Annotated in this window: 14 protein-coding genes and 2 pseudogenes; 5 read left to right on the top strand and 11 right to left on the bottom strand. The window is 62.8% G+C overall.

Annotation, left to right across the window (positions count from 1 at the left end; genetic code table 11):
- Nucleotides 1-57: 57 nt before the first annotated feature.
- The 9 genes and pseudogenes from RPG13_RS19040 to RPG13_RS19000 all read right to left on the bottom strand — a co-directional run bounded on the left by RPG13_RS19040 (nucleotide 58) and on the right by RPG13_RS19000 (nucleotide 8,373).
- A complete protein-coding gene (locus tag RPG13_RS19040; protein ID WP_337125742.1) occupies nucleotides 58-492 on the bottom strand; it encodes an endonuclease domain-containing protein in 435 nt (144 codons plus the stop codon).
- A 191-nt stretch (nucleotides 493-683) separates the two neighbouring features.
- Nucleotides 684-2,882: an esterase-like activity of phytase family protein gene (locus tag RPG13_RS19035; RefSeq protein ID WP_337125741.1), complete on the bottom strand. Its 2,199-nt coding sequence runs from the start codon at nucleotides 2,880-2,882 to the stop codon at nucleotides 684-686.
- A 150-nt stretch (nucleotides 2,883-3,032) separates the two neighbouring features.
- Entirely contained in the window at nucleotides 3,033-4,049 is a 1,017-nt protein-coding gene (locus tag RPG13_RS19030) for a glycoside hydrolase family 25 protein (protein ID WP_292222167.1), read from the bottom strand.
- A 176-nt stretch (nucleotides 4,050-4,225) separates the two neighbouring features.
- The gene (locus RPG13_RS19025; RefSeq protein WP_127206675.1) at nucleotides 4,226-4,441 is read right to left on the bottom strand and encodes a hypothetical protein; all 216 of its coding nucleotides are present in this window, start codon (nucleotides 4,439-4,441) and stop codon (nucleotides 4,226-4,228) included.
- Between the two features lie 275 nt (nucleotides 4,442-4,716).
- Nucleotides 4,717-5,703 (bottom strand): IS5 family transposase, encoded by a 987-nt coding sequence (locus RPG13_RS19020; RefSeq protein ID WP_126103272.1) that lies wholly within the window; start codon nucleotides 5,701-5,703, stop codon nucleotides 4,717-4,719.
- A gap of 200 nt (nucleotides 5,704-5,903) precedes the next feature.
- Nucleotides 5,904-6,302 carry a GFA family protein gene (locus RPG13_RS19015; RefSeq protein ID WP_126106786.1) on the bottom strand — a complete coding sequence of 133 codons (399 nt, stop codon included), beginning with the start codon at nucleotides 6,300-6,302 and terminating at the stop codon, nucleotides 5,904-5,906.
- A 217-nt stretch (nucleotides 6,303-6,519) separates the two neighbouring features.
- Nucleotides 6,520-7,475: pseudogene (locus RPG13_RS19010) on the bottom strand (alpha/beta fold hydrolase).
- Nucleotides 7,476-7,500: 25 nt separating this feature from the next.
- Nucleotides 7,501-7,986: an SRPBCC family protein gene (locus RPG13_RS19005; protein WP_126106788.1), complete on the bottom strand. Its 486-nt coding sequence runs from the start codon at nucleotides 7,984-7,986 to the stop codon at nucleotides 7,501-7,503.
- Nucleotides 7,987-8,124: 138 nt separating this feature from the next.
- A complete protein-coding gene (locus RPG13_RS19000; RefSeq protein ID WP_095489540.1) occupies nucleotides 8,125-8,373 on the bottom strand; it encodes a ParB N-terminal domain-containing protein in 249 nt (82 codons plus the stop codon).
- Between the two features lie 157 nt (nucleotides 8,374-8,530).
- On the opposite strand from RPG13_RS19000, the gene RPG13_RS18995 reads away from it, so the two are divergent.
- From RPG13_RS18995 to RPG13_RS18975, 5 genes and pseudogenes are all read left to right on the top strand, one after another.
- The gene (locus tag RPG13_RS18995) at nucleotides 8,531-10,171 is read left to right on the top strand and encodes a N,N-dimethylformamidase beta subunit family domain-containing protein (protein ID WP_128242058.1); all 1,641 of its coding nucleotides are present in this window, start codon (nucleotides 8,531-8,533) and stop codon (nucleotides 10,169-10,171) included.
- A 1-nt stretch (nucleotide 10,172) separates the two neighbouring features.
- On the top strand, nucleotides 10,173-11,552 hold the full coding sequence (locus tag RPG13_RS18990; protein WP_128242059.1) for an aminotransferase family protein: 1,380 nt from the start codon (nucleotides 10,173-10,175) through the stop codon (nucleotides 11,550-11,552).
- Between the two features lie 3 nt (nucleotides 11,553-11,555).
- Nucleotides 11,556-12,485 (top strand): 3-keto-5-aminohexanoate cleavage protein, encoded by a 930-nt coding sequence (locus RPG13_RS18985; protein ID WP_128242060.1) that lies wholly within the window; start codon nucleotides 11,556-11,558, stop codon nucleotides 12,483-12,485.
- 45 nt (nucleotides 12,486-12,530) lie between these two features.
- Entirely contained in the window at nucleotides 12,531-13,049 is a 519-nt protein-coding gene (locus RPG13_RS18980) for a GNAT family N-acetyltransferase (protein ID WP_164759176.1), read from the top strand.
- Nucleotides 13,050-13,083: 34 nt separating this feature from the next.
- Nucleotides 13,084-13,323 (top strand): annotated as a pseudogene (locus RPG13_RS18975) (histone deacetylase family protein); the annotation flags it as partial.
- 18 nt (nucleotides 13,324-13,341) lie between these two features.
- On the opposite strand, the gene RPG13_RS18970 reads toward RPG13_RS18975, so the two are convergent.
- Both RPG13_RS18970 and RPG13_RS18965 read right to left on the bottom strand, forming a co-directional pair.
- A complete protein-coding gene (locus RPG13_RS18970) occupies nucleotides 13,342-14,607 on the bottom strand; it encodes a cysteine desulfurase-like protein (RefSeq protein WP_337125740.1) in 1,266 nt (421 codons plus the stop codon).
- Nucleotides 14,608-14,666: 59 nt separating this feature from the next.
- Nucleotides 14,667-15,734: an aldo/keto reductase gene (locus RPG13_RS18965; RefSeq protein ID WP_337125739.1), complete on the bottom strand. Its 1,068-nt coding sequence runs from the start codon at nucleotides 15,732-15,734 to the stop codon at nucleotides 14,667-14,669.
- Between the last annotated feature and the right edge of the window lie 289 nt (nucleotides 15,735-16,023).

Here is a 16,023-nt window from a genome sequence, read left to right as displayed (position 1 = left end):
CTTCCGTCTTGGCGCTGCGCGCCGATCCACCTTCTCCCACAGGAAGGCAAGACCGCGCTACCGCCACGGCTGCAAACTCTCATCGCGGACATAAGCCATGATGGTGTCGCAGACGGCGTTCAAATCCCGCAGCACGTCGTCGTTCCAGAAACGCAGCACACGAAAGCCCCTCACCTTCAATTCGGCTGCTCGCTCCCGGTCATAGTTCGAATCCGCATGCTGGCTGCCGTCGATCTCGATGATCAGCCTGGCCTCGGCGCAAATGAAATCGGCGATGAATTTGCCGACAGGAACCTGACGCCGGAATTTGATGCGATCGAGCCTGCGCCCGCGCAGCTCGTGCCACAGGCGGTCCTCCGCCTCCGTTGGCTCGCGGCGCATCGAGCGGGCGAAACGACGTTTGATCGGAGCGACGGACTGATGCGGCATGGGGCGAAGATTACCCAGCCTTGGCGCTCCGTCCAGCACCATCGTCACGCAAATCGCTGACATTTAAGATTGGCCGAAGCGCGGAATGCCAACGCTCTCCCTTCTCCCCTTGTGGGAGAAGGTGGATCGGCGCGTAGCGCCGAGACGGATGAGGGGTGTTGGACGGAGTGCCGTCGGTGCCAAGCTGGAACACCCCTCATCCGTCCCCTTCGGCGACACCTTCTCCCACAGGGGGAGAAGGAAAGAGCTGCCCCTCAGTTCACGGCGCTGATATTGCCCAAGCGTAAAAACAGCGTTTCGCCGGAGGAATCATCGACGCCGTCATTGTCGGTGGCGACGAAGATGTCGCCGTTCTTGTCGATGGTGAAACCTTCGACCTTGTCGACGACATAGCCGTTGGTGGCTGATTTCAGGTCGCCGATGATGTCGCGCACCAGCGTCTTTTCTATCAACGGCAGTTCGCCACCGAGCTCGGCCGGTTTGAAGGCGTCGAGCGCCACCGAATAGACGCGCTTCACCTTGGCTAGGTCGCCGATCTGGTTGTCGCGTTCGAGGATGTAGAGCTTGCCTTCATGCGCGGCGATCTCCGACAGGCCCATCCAGCCAGCTTCGGTCGCTTCGAGCGGATAGCGCACCGCCGACCATTCCTTGGCCTTCGGCTTGTAGGCCAAAAGCTTGACCTGGCCCTTAGGATCGTCGGTCCATTCGCGCTGCACTGCCATCACCAGCGTCAGCTCGTCGCCTTCGCCGATGGTCGTGATGCCTTCGAGACCGAAGCGGGTCTGGTGGGCGAGCAATTCCATCGGGAAGCCGATTTCCTGCTTGATCTCGCCCTTGTCGTTGACGCGCAGGATGGCGTGCGGGACGAGCTTTGCCGGATCGCCTTCATTGGCCAGCCAGAAGCCGCCTTCACCGTCGGCGACAATACCTTCGATGTCGAGCTTCTGCGCAGGATGGCCGCCACGCGTGACGATGGTCTTGCCGGTGATCAGCGCCGGGGTCTGCGTGGCGTCGATCTCGAAGATCGAGGGCGCGTTGGCGTAGAACGAGTCCGAGGCCGCGAACAGCTTGCCGGCGGCATCGCCGGCCGCGAGCGCCGAAAGCGCACCCCAGCCGAGCGGCGTGCCGTCTGCCGTGAGCTTTGCCGTGATCATCGGGTAAGTGGCGGGACCCTCGGAGCGCTCGTAGATCATGACGTGCGAGCGGGCGAGCCCGTCCTCGACCAGGTCGGCCTCGTTGGCGGTGACCAGCAGATTGCGCGATGGGATCGCGACCAGGCCTTCTGGAGCGATACCGGAGGGCAGGATCTGGGCAAACTGAGGCTCAGCACCGGTGTCCTTGTAGACGCCGACAACAGAGCCACGCTCCGAAGCGACGAAAATCAGCCTGTCTTCGCCGAAGGTGCCGGTCTCGAGACCTTCCGGCTCGATGCCCTTCTTGTTCCGGGCGTCGGGATAATGACCGGCATTGGCAACCTCATACTCGAAGGACGGGCCGGATTCGTGGAGAACCTCGCCCTTCTTGCTGAAGATTGTGAAGCCGCGCGAGCCGCCCTTGTAGTCGCCTTCGTTGGCGACGACGAGACGGTCATTGTCGAGCCATTTCACGGCATCGGGTTCGCGCGCGACGTTTTCCATTTTGCCATCGAAGGACAAGGCGCCGTTCTTCTTGGTGTCGATCTTGTCCAGCGTGACCGAGCCTGCGGAGAAATGCGTGACGATCGCGCCGGTTTCGGCGTTGACGATGGCGATGTGGTTGTTTTCCTGCAGCGTGACCGCTATCTCGCCAGCCTCGTTGAAGGCGACGAATTCCGGCTCCGGATCTTCCGCCGCGACTCCGGCGATGCCCGCCAGGTTCACGGTCTTCATCGTCGCGCAATCAGGCTGGCCTTCGGCAAGCGTGAAAATCTTGAGGTCGCCCGCCGGCATCTGCGGTATTTGTCCGTCGTTCACCTCCTCGTCGCGCTCGTTCTCGATGGCGATGGCGAGGAACTTGCCGTCCTTGTTCAGCGCCAGCGAGTCCGGCTGGCCGCCGAGGTCGCAGGTGCTTTCGATCGCCTTGGAGGCAAGGTCGATGACCGTAAGGTTGCCCGAAGGCTTGGCTTTGCTCTCCGACGTGTTGATGCCGGCCAGCACCTTGCCGCCGATCACCACAACCGAGGTCGGCTCGCCGTCGATCTTGACGATGCCGCCGGCCTTGGGCGCCTTGGGGTCAGTGATGTCGATGAAACCGACCGCACCGAGCGGGCTGTCGGAATAGACCAGCGTCATGCCGTCTTCGGAGGCCGCGATGATCTCGGACGAAGTCGGCGTGGCCTTCTCGACGTCCGCCGGGAGGTTTCCGGCGACTGCGAAGCTCGCGACCCGGTTGAACATCATGTCGGCATGGGCCGGCAGCGAAACGGAGGCAGCAAGCGCTGCCGTCAGGACGAAAAGCGCGGAATGGCGGGGCACGGGTGGCGTCTCCTGTTCGGATGGAAGCCACCTGCTTTGGAGGAGCGACATTTCAATGCGATGACGGATCCATGACAATTCCGCGACAGGCGGTCAGGGTCCGTCGATACTCACGTCGGGCTGGCCTGCAAATGCGGTCTCTGCGACTGCCTACTCCGCCTCGGCCACCATCTGCCGCCCGCCAACCCAGTTCCGCCAGGCTCTCTCGTCACCGTGGAAGACGTTGAGGTCGATGCGGCCCCTCACGCCGTGCGACAGGCCGGAGCCGGAATACTGCCAGAACACCCATTTGCGGCCGGGATAGACCTTTGACGGGTGCTGTGCGACCGCGCGCAGCCAGAACGGATAGTCGGGGAAAGCGCCACGCAGATTGTCGCGGTAGAAATCGGGTGCGGTGTAGATGATGGGCCGCTGGCCGTAGTGGCGTTCCAGCTTGTCCATGAACACCTGCATCTTCTCCAGCACCTTTTGCCGCGACGGCCGCCGCTTGCAGCTGGATTCGCCGTTCCACTCGACATCGATCACCGGCGGCAAGGCGCCCTCGACCCTCGGCACGTTGCGGATGAACCAGTCGGCCTGCTCGCCTGCCGTGCGGCACCAATAGAAGAAGTGATAGGCGCCGCGCTTGAGGCCGGCAGCGTCGGCATTGCGCCAGTTCTTCCTGAACATCGGGTCGAGATGATCGCCGCCGTCGGTCGCCTTGATGTAGGCGAAGTTCGCGCCCTGCGCGCGCAGCTTGTCCCAGTTCACGTTGCCCTGCCAGCGTGAAACGTCGACGCCGTGAACGGCGAGGTGCCTGGGCGAGGCCCTGCCGAAATTGATCGGCTTGGCGTCACGAAAACGATAGCGCTGGACCGGCTCGGCGAGGATCGGTGCTGCCCGCGCCAGCCGCTTCGGCGCCACCAGGGCAATTGGCTCGGCGGGTGGTTCAATGCTTTCCACAGGCTCTGGAGGAGCCAGCGCCACGGCTTGGTCCATCGCCTCTTCCTGAGCGAAGGCGGGTGCGGCATCGGCGGCACCGACCGACGCGACCGGCGCGGGCGGCCTCACAACCGAGCTGGTCGTCTCGCTGGACGGCACTTGCAGCGCGTCGACGCTGGACGTCGACGTGCAGCCGGCAAGGCACAGCGCTGCGATCGAGAAGATAACGACGCCTGATAACCGCATCTGGACCTGTACGCAAAACACAACAGACCGATGGCAAGACAGCGCCGCCGGACAAACCAGTCCAGATTACTAACGAGAAATTACCAACAAAGTTTGAATCAAATTGTTAGGGGCTTCTTCATCGAAGCGTCCGCGGGACAGCGCGAAAGACCGCTGACCCTGTCAGGCACTGTTGCCTAGCTGCACAGCCATAGCTTGTGGCAGGTCTCGGCCACCATGTGAGCCGGCGGCACAAAGCGATCGGGGTTGACCGGCGCATCATCCTCCGCCCGACGAACCTTTTCTTCAAGCAGCGTGCGAAGCGCCGCTGGCTGCACGCGATCGCGTTCCATCACGAGCTTGATCATCGGATCGCTCAAAAGCTCATCCAGGGTGTTGATTCTGTCGTTCATCCATCGCCTCCTCGACCGCCGACCCGCAACCAATAGATAGGTGGCAATGATGGCTCGCCAATGACGCTTTGCCGGCTATCTCGTGTCCCGGATGAAAAAAATTGGGCACGCACCCTTGCCTTCTCCCCTTGTGAGGGCTTTGCACGGGGAGCGAAGTGGATTTCGGTGGTCAGTGAGGGCCTTTTTGAAGGCCGGCAGAGCGGTTTTCCGCGGCCCTTGCGGGGCCTTTGTCGGTTTAGGCAGCCATCCTGCCGGATTGTGGACGCACTCCTCCCTCATGTCCGCCTCTCATCGGGTGGATAGAGGACGCCAATCATGGTGCGCAGATTGTAAGCGCAGGCGGCCAGTATGCACTGCGTGCGGTTGGTGGCGAGGTTGAAGAAGCGCAGGCGTCGCATGCCGTAACGCTCCTTGAACACGGCGAAAGGCCGCTCCACTGCCGCCCGCACCTTGGCGATCAGCCGGTTGCGCAGCTTGTGGCGCGGCGGCAACTCGGGGTGATGCTTGTTGGGCCGCCGCATCAGCCGGTCCTTAATGTTGGCGGCGGCGAGCCGGGCATGGCGGGCGTGGGTGTAATAGGCTTGATCGCCATAGGCCGCCTTCTCGTCGCCGCAGATCAACTGGTCGGCCGGCTCGGTGTCGGTGACCGAGGCGTCGCTCGCCTCGACACGCCGGATCAAGGTGTGCTCCTGGTCGACGCCGATGTGCATCTTGTAGCCGAAGGTGCTCTTCTTGCCCTTCTTGCCCCAACGCGCATCCTTGTCGGCCGACGGCTTGACCGGACCTTGGTGGCCCTTTTTCGGCTGCTTGGGCGGACGGCCACGAGCCTGCAGGAACGTGGCATCGACCAAGGTGCCGCGCTTGACGATCAGGCCCTTCTCCTCCAGCTGACGGTTGATCTCCTCAAAGACCTTGTCGATCAGTCGCTCACGCGTCAGCTCCTCGCGGAAGCGCCACAGTGTCGAATGGTCGGGCGTGCGGTCCGAAAGGCTGAAACCGGCAAAGCGGCGGAACGACAATCGGTCCCGGATCTGCGCCTCAAGCGCCGGATCGCTCAGCCCATGCCACATGCCCAGCAAAAGACAGCGCACCAGCGGTTCCGCCGGATAGCTGGTGTTGCCCGAGCCAGGACCGCTGCGCTGACCCAGCAATGTTCGGATCGGCGCCCAGTCCAGTTCCTTCGATACTAGGTCGAAAATCGTCTCATCCGACGCCGCCAGACCGTCCGCCAGACTCAACTGACCCAAAACACGATCCGCCATCCCGAATCTCCCTGCTCCAACCTTCACCACAGAATCACCGTTCGGCTTCTGTGCAAAGGTCTCCTTGTGGGAGAAGGTGGCCTCGCGAAGCGAGGTCGGATGAGGGGTGTTCCAGCTTGGCACCGACAGCGCTCCGGCCAGCACCCCTCAACCGTCTTGGCGCTGCGCGCCAATCCACCTTCTCCCACAAGGGGAGAAGGTTAAGCGGGCGGCGGGGCGCCTTCATATTGCGGCAGGCCGTCGTCGAGCTGCACCCAGGGCTGCTTCGAGGCGGTCCACATATGCATCTGCGGCTTGAATATCGAGGGATCGTCGAGCGAGCCTGACGTGACGCCGATGATGCCGGCGGAATCGCGGCGGGAAAACAGCGTCGTGCCGCAGCCCGGGCAAAAGCCGCGCTTGAGATCGGGCGAGGAATTCACCAATGCCACCGGTCCTTCTGTCGTCACGTCGTCGATGCGGAACAGCACGCGGGCGTTGAAGGCCGCGCCCAGCGCCTTCTGGCAAAGCCGGCAATGGCAGACGCGCTCGTTGATCGGCGCCGCATCAGTGCGGTAGCGCACGGCCCCGCACAGGCAGCCGCCTTGATATTTCGCCATTGCCTGAGCCCCTCTTTCCTAGGATTGACGGCAAGGTAGCTGCCGGCATAGCAGCGTCAATTGAAAAGCTTTGATGGCGCCATCTCTTGGCGTGATGCGACCGACGAGACTCGTGGTGCGGTTTCAGCAGCCGCTCTGCTGTTCTGGTCAGGCGTAACGCGCAACGAGCGTCGCCGGCCATCTCGCGGGAGACAGCAGGCAAGCGATTGTCAGGCGATCAGTTCGTTTCGCTGACGATCTCGTCCCAGGTCTTGACCTTGGTCTCGCCATTGAGGAAGGGCAGCGCGGCGGCCACCAGTTCCGGCGCGAAGAACACGTCGTAGTGGGTGCGGTTCGGCAGGATGGCCAGGCGGTTCTGTGACAGGTTCTCGCGCATCCAGCCGGCGTCCTTCAGTCCGCCGCCGAGCATCTGATAGAACTTGATCTCGTGCTCTGGCCGGTACATGTCGCTGTCGCCGAAAGCCAGCATGACGGGCATCTTCAGCTTCGGGACGTCGGTGGAATAATCGTAGTCCTTGCGCATATAGGCGCCGAGCTGATCGAGCAGCTTCGGGAAATCCTGCGGATGCGGCGCGACCGCCACGTAGGATTTGTACATCGGCGTCTCCTTCATCATGTCGGCCATCGCCGCGCCAACCTGCGCCTGCTGGCCGCGCATCTCGGGATAGAAACCGTCGGCGGCATAGCCGGTCGAGACCAGGACCAGCCGGCGCACTGCCTCGGGATGCTGGACGGCCATGCGGAAGGCGACGCCGCCGCCCAGCGAATAACCCATGACATCGACCTGCTCATAGCCGAGCGCCTTGACGATCGCCGCCATGTCGTCGCCCATCGCTTCCAAGCTCAATGGCCGGTCGCCGAGCGCGGTGCGGCCGTGGCCATGCAGGTCGACGCCGATGACGGCGCGGTTTTCGGCAAGCTTCGGCAGGATCGGCGCGAACATATCGGTCGTGCCGAGACCACCATGCAGCAGAAGCAGCGGCTCACCCTTGCCGTAGACGGCGTAATAGTAGTTCAGGCCGTTGATCGGCAGCAGGCCGGATTTCGCCGGGTGCGGCATTGCTCTCGTTTCAGCGGTCATGGCGGGCTTTGCCTCCTCGGCCATGGTGGGGCCGGCGCGGCGAAGAGCGCTGCGGCCGAGGCGAAAATGGCGAAAAACATCGATCTGGACATGTCGGTCTCCTTGCGTCCGCTGATATCAAAGCCGTTTGGCCAGTTCTTCGAGCTGGTCGGCGCACTGGCCCCAACCCTCGTGAAAGCCCATCTTCTCGTGCTCTTCGCGGTCAGTGACGGACCAATGCGCAACCCGGGCGATGTAGCGGGTCTTGCCCTCGCCCTCATCCTCGAAGGTCAGCACGACCGTCATGAACGGTTTTTCGGACGGCTCCCACGCCTTCGTATAGGCGTCGGTGAGAACGATCTTCTTGCCCGGCACGACTTCGAGGAAGATGCCGGGATTCGGGAATTCATTGCCGTCGGGACCCGCCATGACAACTAGGCTGGAGCCGCCGGTGCGCACATCCATTTCGGCGCGCGGCGTCGTCCACGGCTTTGGCGCGAACCATTGCGTCACGAGCTTCGGCTCGGTCCAGCAGCGGTAAACGTTCTCGCGCGGCGCATCGATGATGCGGGCAAGAACCAGTTCACGGTCCGAGCTGGGGGCGATATCGAGCTTGGTGGTCATGATGGTCTCCTCACTGCTTGCAAAAGAGTTGGCTTGAATGCCGGTTTCCGTCTCAAGGACGAGCGGGCAACGCGCAGCCCGACACGGGTCTCGCGAAAAACTTCGCCAGGCCGACTCCGGCGAACGCCGAATGAGAGCTTAGTGGCGCTTGGCTTGCACCAGATAGGCGTCGATGTCGGTCTCGCCGAGCCACTTCGCCGCTTCCAGCCGGTGCAGGCCTTCGACCAGGATATGGCGCTTGCCGTCATGGCGCACCTGGATCGGGGTCTTCATGCCGTTTTCCAGAATGTCCTCGGCCAGATGCCGGACGGTTTCGGGATGCAGTGTCTTCTTGCGCGCGGTCGGCACGTAGATGTCGTCCACCCTGACCTTTTGCACTCTCAGCATGTCGGCTCCTGTGGCGGAAAAGGCCGCCCTTTGTGAGATAATCTGTTTGGCAGGCAAGGCCAAGGCCGGCTGTGAGCTATCGCTGGCCCGATCGTTTCCAATTGACGGTTGGCCGCCAGATGGTCGAAATGACGCGTTCGACCCTTCACAGGCGTTCATGACCAAGCTTCCTACCGAATTCCCCGATTTCGGACTGACGCCCCACCAGCGCCGGCAAGCCGTGCGCGGCCACTATTACGAGTGGCCGGGGATGGATGGCGAACACGGCGAGATCTGGTGCTACAGTGATCGTTTTTCATACCGCCGGAGCGAGATGGTGGTGCTGCATGTCAGCTCGACGGCGTCCAGCTGCAGCATGTCGATCGTCCGCGACGGCGGCACCGAAACTAAAATGTTCGACAAGGCTGGGATCGCGGCGCGCTGGCAGGATACACCCGACCAATGTTCGGTCGTGGGCTGCGGCTGGGATGCGTCGTTTGAATTCCGCGTCGGCGACGACTGGCCGTCCGGAGCCTACCGCGTCACGCTGACGGCGGACGGCCGCGACGGCAAGCCGATCCGCTGCCACCATCTTTTCATCGTCGGCCCGCAGCCCGGCAAGAAACGCGGTCGTGTGCTGCAGGTTGCAGCCACCGGCACCTGGCTTGCCTACAACACGTGGGGCGGCTCCAATCATTACGAAGGCATCACCGGTCCGAACCGCGACCAGTATGCCTCAATGGTGTCGACGCAGCGGCCATGGTGCCGCGGCTTTGTCGTTCTGCCGAAGGAGGCGCCACGTGTGCCGCTCGAGGTCGCCGTGCCGCCCAAAACCGTGCCGCGCTATCCGCATATGGAATGGGCCTTCGCCACCGGCCATTCGAAGAAATATGCCTCGTCCGGCTGGGCAAGCTATGACAGCCACTTCTTTCGATTTGCCGAGCGCGCCGGCTATGCCGCCGACCTTGCCAGCCAGCACGAACTGCATTTCTCGCCCGAAATCCTCGACGGCTATGACTGCGTCGTCTTCGTCGGACATGACGAATACTGGACCTGGGAGATGCGCGACGCGGTCGACGCCTACGTCGAGCGCGGCGGCCATGCGGCGCGCTTCGCCGGCAATTTCATGTGGCAGACGCGGCTGGAGGACGAGGGCCGCCGGCAGGTCTGCTACAAATACCGCGCCCGCGCCGAGGATCCGGCCTATCGGAGCGGCGACGTGACCCGCGCCACCAATTCCTGGGAAGCACCTGAGATTGGCCGGCCGGGTGCCGCGACCTTCGGGCTCAATGCGACGAGGGGCCTCTATGCCGGCTGGGGCGGTTGCGCGCCGCGCGGCGTGCGCGGCTTTCCGATCTACCGGCCGGAGCACTGGGCGTTCGCCGGCACAGGCATCTACTATGGCGACCTGCTCGGCGCCGACAGCCATGTCTATGGCTATGAGGTCGACGGGCTCGATCACGAAATCCGCGGCGGCCTGCCCTACCCCACGCCCGACAGCGGCGCACCCGATGGGCTGCAAATTCTCGCCGTCGGCATGGCCAGCCAGGTCGAGGAGAGCACCGACATTGCGTTCGAGGACCAGTTTCTCGGCGATGCCGACGGCCGCTTTTCCGCCGAGACGCTGTTCGGCGACGCGAGTGACGCCAATCTCGACAAGGTCAAACACAGCAACGGCATGATCGTCAATTTCCCGCGCGGCAAGGGCGAGGTATTCCACGCCGGAAGCTGCGAATGGGTCGCCGGCCTGCTAAGGCAGGACGCGATGGTCGAGCGCGTCACCAAAAATGTTCTCGACCGCTATCTTGGAAAGTCCTGACATGCTGAAATCCCAGAGCCCTGCCCCGGGCACCGAAACGCGCCCGCCGTCGTATCTGTTCTATTTGTCCAACCTGCGCCGGCCGCTGGTTGATCGCGCCGAAGGCATTTACATCTGGACGCAGGACGGCCGCCGTTTCATCGACGGATCGAGCGGACCGATGGTCGCCAATATCGGTCATTCCAACCGCAACGTGCTCGACGCGATGAAGCGGCAGATGGACCGCGCCACCTTCGCCTACCGGCTGCATTTCGAAAACGAGCCGGCCGAGGAGTTCGCGCGGCTATTGGCGACCAAACTCCCCGAAGGGATGGACCGCATCTTTTTCGTCTCGGGCGGCTCGGAAGCGACGGAATCTTGTATCAAGCTTGCCCGGCAATGGGCTGTCGCCACCGGCCAGCCCAAGCGCTGGAAAGTGATCACGCGCTTTCCCTCCTATCATGGCGGCACGCTTGGTTCGCTGTCCGTCACCGGCGACGATGCGCTGGCCGAAACTTTCGCCCCGATGATGCAGGTCATGCCAACCGTGCCGGCACCGGCCGCATGGCGCGATCGTGACAATCTCTCGCTGGAACAGCGCGGCATCCGCTACGCAGACATGCTGGAGGAGAAAATCCTGGCCGAGGGACCGGAAAGCGTCCTCGCCTTCATCATGGAGCCGGTCGGCGGCGCTGCCACCGCGGCGCTGGTGGCGCCGGACAGCTATTATCCGCGCATCCGCGAAATCTGCGACCGCTACGGCATCCTGCTCATCCATGACGAAGTGATGAGCGGTGCGGGCCGCACTGGAAAATTCCTCGGCGGTGACCACTGGAATTGCAAGCCCGACATTGTCGCGCTGTCGAAGGGGCTGGGCTCTGGCTACGCGCCGCTCGGCGCGCTGGCGGCACCGATGCGGCTGGTGCAGCCGGTGCTCGCATCAGGCGGCTTCCAGCATGGCCATACCTATGCCGGCAATCCGCTCGCCTGCGCCGCCGGGCTCGCTGTGCTTGGCGAGATGGATCGTCTCGGCCTGATCGCCAATGCGGCTGACATGGGCGACCTTTTGATGGGCGAGTTGAAGGGGTTGGCCAAGCGCTTTCCGTTCATCGCCGATGTGCGTGGCAAGGGCCTGCTCCTAGGTGCCGAGATGGTCGCCGACCCCGATACGCTGAGGCCGATCGCGCCGGCGAAGAAGGCCACCCAGCGCCTGCTCGATCTCGCCTATGAGCGCGGCCTGATCATCTATGGCCGAAAGGTCAAGGGCGGCGTCGACGGCGACAATTTCATGGTGGCGCCGCCGATGATCGTCACCAGGGAACAGATCGGCGAGATCATCGCCATCATTGGCGACTCCCTGCAGGTGCTGGCCGGCGAGCTCGACCTGCCGGTCGAAGGCTGAAAAATGGCGCCGCGAAAAGTCATCATCACCTGCGCCATCACCGGGTCGGTGCACACGCCGTCAATGTCGCCGCATCTGCCGGTGACGCCGGACCAGATCGCCGCAGACGCAATCGCAGCCGCCGAAGCCGGTGCCTCGATCCTGCATCTTCACGCCCGCGACCCGAAGGACGGGCGGCCAACGGCCGATCCCGATGTGTTCATGCAGTTCCTGCCGCGTATCAAGCAGGCGACCGATGCGGTGATCAACATCACCACCGGCGGCTCCTCGCTGATGACGCTCGACCAGCGTCTGGCCGCACCGCTCAGGGCAGAGCCCGAAATGTGCTCGCTCAACATGGGCTCGATGAATTTCGCGCTGTTCCCGATGCTCGACCGGCCAAGAGAGTGGCAGCACGAGTGGGAGCCCAAGCTGCTGGAGGCAACCCGCGACACGATCTTCAAGAACACCTTTGCCGACATGGAGACCGTGCTCGAAAGACTTGGAAAGGGCTGCGGCACACGTTTCGAATTCGAATGCTACGATGTCGGCCATCTCTATTCGCTGGCGCATTTTCGCGACCGGGGGCTGGTGTCGGGACCCATGTTCATCCAGTTCGTGTTCGGCATACTGGGCGGCATCGGCGCCGACCCCGACAATCTGGTGCATATGAAGCGCATCGCCGACAAACTGTTCGGCGACAGCTACCAGTTTTCGGTGCTGGCTGCCGGACGCCACCAGATGCCGATGATCTCGATTGCGGCGGCGATGGGCGGCAATGTTCGCGTCGGGCTGGAGGACAGCCTCTACGACGGCCGCCAGCTGGCAAAATCCAATGCCGACCAGGTGCGGCGTATCCGCAGCGTGCTCGACGGGCTGTCGCTGGACGTCGCCACGCCCACTGAGGCGCGCGAGATGCTGGCGCTCAAGGGTGGCGATAGGGTAGCGTTCTGAGATGGTTGCTTTCACTCCCCTCTTGCCGCCTCGCTTGTCGTGACAATTGCCAATCCAGCCTCCAAAAACATCATCATCCGGCCCGGCACCGTCGAGGACGTTGAAACCATCCATGCCGCGATCCTGCGGCTTGGCGCCCATATCGGCGCGCCCGAGGAAATCACTTCTACGGCCGAAGACCTCCGCACCTATGGGTTTGGCGAAAAACCTGCCTTCTCGACGCTGATTGCGGAGGTCGGCGGCGAGTTCGCCGGCCTGTGCCTGCATTTCCCGATCTTCTCGACCTGGATGGGGCGGCCCGGCGTCTATGTGCAGGACCTCTATGTCGAAGACCGGTTTCGCGGCCGCAAGATCGGTGAACGTCTTCTGCGGCGTGCCGCGGCGCAATGCCGGAAGGACGGCGGCGCCTACCTCAGACTGTCCGTCGACACCGACAATGAAACCGCCAAGGCCTTCTACGAAAGGCTAGGCATTGCCTGGTCGAGCTACGAGCAGGTGCAGAAGATCGTCGGCGACGCGTTCTACGCCTTCGCCGATACGCCCGAGGATGAGGAGCCAAGATGAAAGCCTTCTATGCCGAAGAACAGAAGCACCACGCCAGCGCATTCGCGCCTTTGCGCCCGAAGCACTTGTGGTGGCGCTCGGCCTCGACGCCTTCGAGGGCGATCCGTTCGGCGGGCTATCGGTGACGACACCGGGCTTCTCGCGCATCGGCGAGGCCATCGCCGGGCTCGGCCTGCCGACGGTCATCGTGCAGGAAGGCGGCTATCTCTGCGACGAACTCGGCGACAACCTTACTGCGTTCCTCACCGGCTTCGGTGGCGGCAGGAAGCGGTGATATCAGCCGAATGTCGCGTCAGCATCGCTCCTGTCGCAGCATGGCGATGACACGGTGCACGCTCTCCAGCGTCTCTTCGATCTCGGCCGCCGTATTGTAGTGAGCGATGCCGATGCGCACGACGCCCTGCTCGGCCGGGATGCCGAGCTGGTGGACGATCTCCCAAGCATAGTTGTGGCCGGACCACAGGAAGATGTTTTCCGCATTCATCTGCCGCACGATCGTTTCCGGCACGATACCGTCGACGGTGAAAGAGACCGTCGGCACGCGCTCTCCGACACGCGCCGGATCGGTGATGCCGTGGACGACCAGGCCTGAAATAGCCGAAAGCCCGTCGATCAACCTTTGAGTCAACGGGTTTTCGTAAGCTATTGATGCTTCGAACGCCTTGGCGATCCTGGCGCGGCGTGAACTGCCGTCGCCTGCTGCAATTCCCAGCTCTGCAAAGTAATCGACCGCGGCCGTCAGTCCGGCCATCAGCTCGATCTGCGGCGTGCCGAGTTCGAACCGTTCCGGCAGGGCGTCGGACGAACAGCGGCATTTGTACGGTTTCAGGGCATCGATGACATCCAGCCTGCCCCACAATATTCCCACATGCGGGCCGAAGAATTTATAGGCCGAGCAGATCAGGAAATCGCAGCCGAGATCCCTGACGTCGATCAGGCCGTGCGGCGCGAACTGCACGGCGTCGACATAGACCAGCGCACCGGTCTGCTTGGCAATGCCGGTCAGCGCCTTCACCCGGTTGATCGAGCCGGTCAGATTGCTGGCATAATTCAAGGCGACCAGTCGCGTCCTGTCGGTGAGCAATGCGGCAAGCGCCGCCTCCTCGATCTGCCAACTCTGCTCGTCGAAAGCCAGCCAGCGCACGACAAGACCAACGTCTTCAGCCAGCTGCAGCCACGGCGATACGTTGCCCTCGTGATCCATGCGGGTGAGGATGATCTCGTCGCCCGGTTTCATCGTGCGGCCGAGCGTGCGCGACATGTGATAGGTCAGCGTCGTCATGTTGGCGCCGATGATGATTTCCTGCAGGCTTGCAGCCCCCAGGAAATCGGCCATCGCCGCATGGGCGTCGTCGACAACCTGTTGCGCCGCGATCGTGGTTTCGAAGAAGCCGCCGAGATTGGCGTTGGTGGTCAGCAGGCAGCGCGACACCGCGTCGGCAACCGCTTGCGGCACCTGCGTGCCAGCAGGGTTGTCGAGATAGATGCGGCGACGGCCCTTATCGGTCAGCGACAGTGCCGGAAATTTCTCACGCACGACCTCGATTGGAAAATTCACTTTTTTCTCCCCCTATTGTAATTATTGGGTAATCACACTTTACAGAGCCGGAAGTCTGCTCACGGACACGGGTTACCGACACGCTGGTGGATTGCATCGACCGCCTTCTGCATGTCCTCGGTCCAGACGACATCGGCGGAAGACAGCGCCATTTCGAGCTGGGAAAGGGTCGTCGCGCCGATGATGCTCGAGGCGACGAAAGGCCGGCTCGTGACATAGGCGTTGGCAAACAAAGCCGGCTCCATGCCGAAAGAGCGCGCCAGCTCGTTGTACTCAAGTTGCGCTTCCGCGGCGTTCGGGGCCTCGTAGCGCTGGCCGCGATTGAAAAGCTGCGAGCGCGAGCCCAGCGGCCGTGCGCCATGATCGTATTTGCCGGTCAGGTAGCCTTGTCCCAGCGGCGAATAGGCGAGCAGGGAAACCTGTTCGCGCTCGCAGACTTCGGCGAGATTCACCTCGAAGCTGCGGTTGACGAAATTATAGGCGTTCTGCAGCGACACCAGGCGCGGACCGGCGCCCTTGTCGGCTTCGGCGACGAACCGCATGACGCCCCAGGAACTTTCGTTCGACAGGCCGAAATGGCGGATTTTTCCTGCCTTCACCAATTCGTCGAAGACGGCGAGCGTCTCCGCGATCGGCGTCTCGCCGGCCGGCGCGCCAACGGAATCGGCCCGTGGCGCCACGGCGCCGATACGGTTCGGGTTGGCACCCCACGGCACGTCCCGTTCCGGCCAATGGATCTGATAGAGATCGAGATAGTCGGTGTTGAGCCTGGTCAGCGATTTTTCGACGGCATCGAAAATGTCGGCGCGCACCAGCTTCGACGGGCGCCCGCCGCGGAACCATGCATTGGCGGTGCGGCCAACCACTTTCGAGGCGAGAATCACTTGATCGCGGTTGCCCCGAGCTTTCATCCAGCTGCCGATGATCTTCTCGGTCCAGCCTTGCGTCTCCGCCTTGGGCGGGATCGGGTAAAGCTCGGCAGTGTCGATGAAGTTGACGCCGCGCGAAAAGGCCAGATCCATCTGGGCGTGGCCGTTCACTTCGGTGTTCTGCTGGCCCCAGGTCATCGATCCCAAGCAAATCTGGGAAACAAGAAGATCGGTCCGACCGAGGCGGCGTTTGTGCATGGAATTTTTCTCCGTCGGGAAAGCATTGCGCGACTGCGCGGGAGGAAGCCGCAGCATATAGGAAGGCGCGGGCTGTCTCCAAGCCCACCGCCAATCGACCGGCGACTTTTCCGTGAAATCCAGCCAAATGCGGCAGCCAACAAAAAGCCGGACTGCATTCTCATGCAGTCCGGAATTTCGCCAGGAATGGCGAGGAAAAACCGGCCCTGTGCCAGCGTTCAGCTATACGGTTAGCCCGCGCCGGAAGTTTCACCGGTCAAGTCGATTGTGATAAAAAAGCCTGCGCAGC

Source organism: Mesorhizobium sp. ISC15, assembly GCF_037162615.1.
Lineage (GTDB): Bacteria > Pseudomonadota > Alphaproteobacteria > Rhizobiales > Rhizobiaceae > Mesorhizobium > Mesorhizobium mediterraneum.
This window is presented reverse-complemented; position numbering and strand designations above follow the sequence as displayed.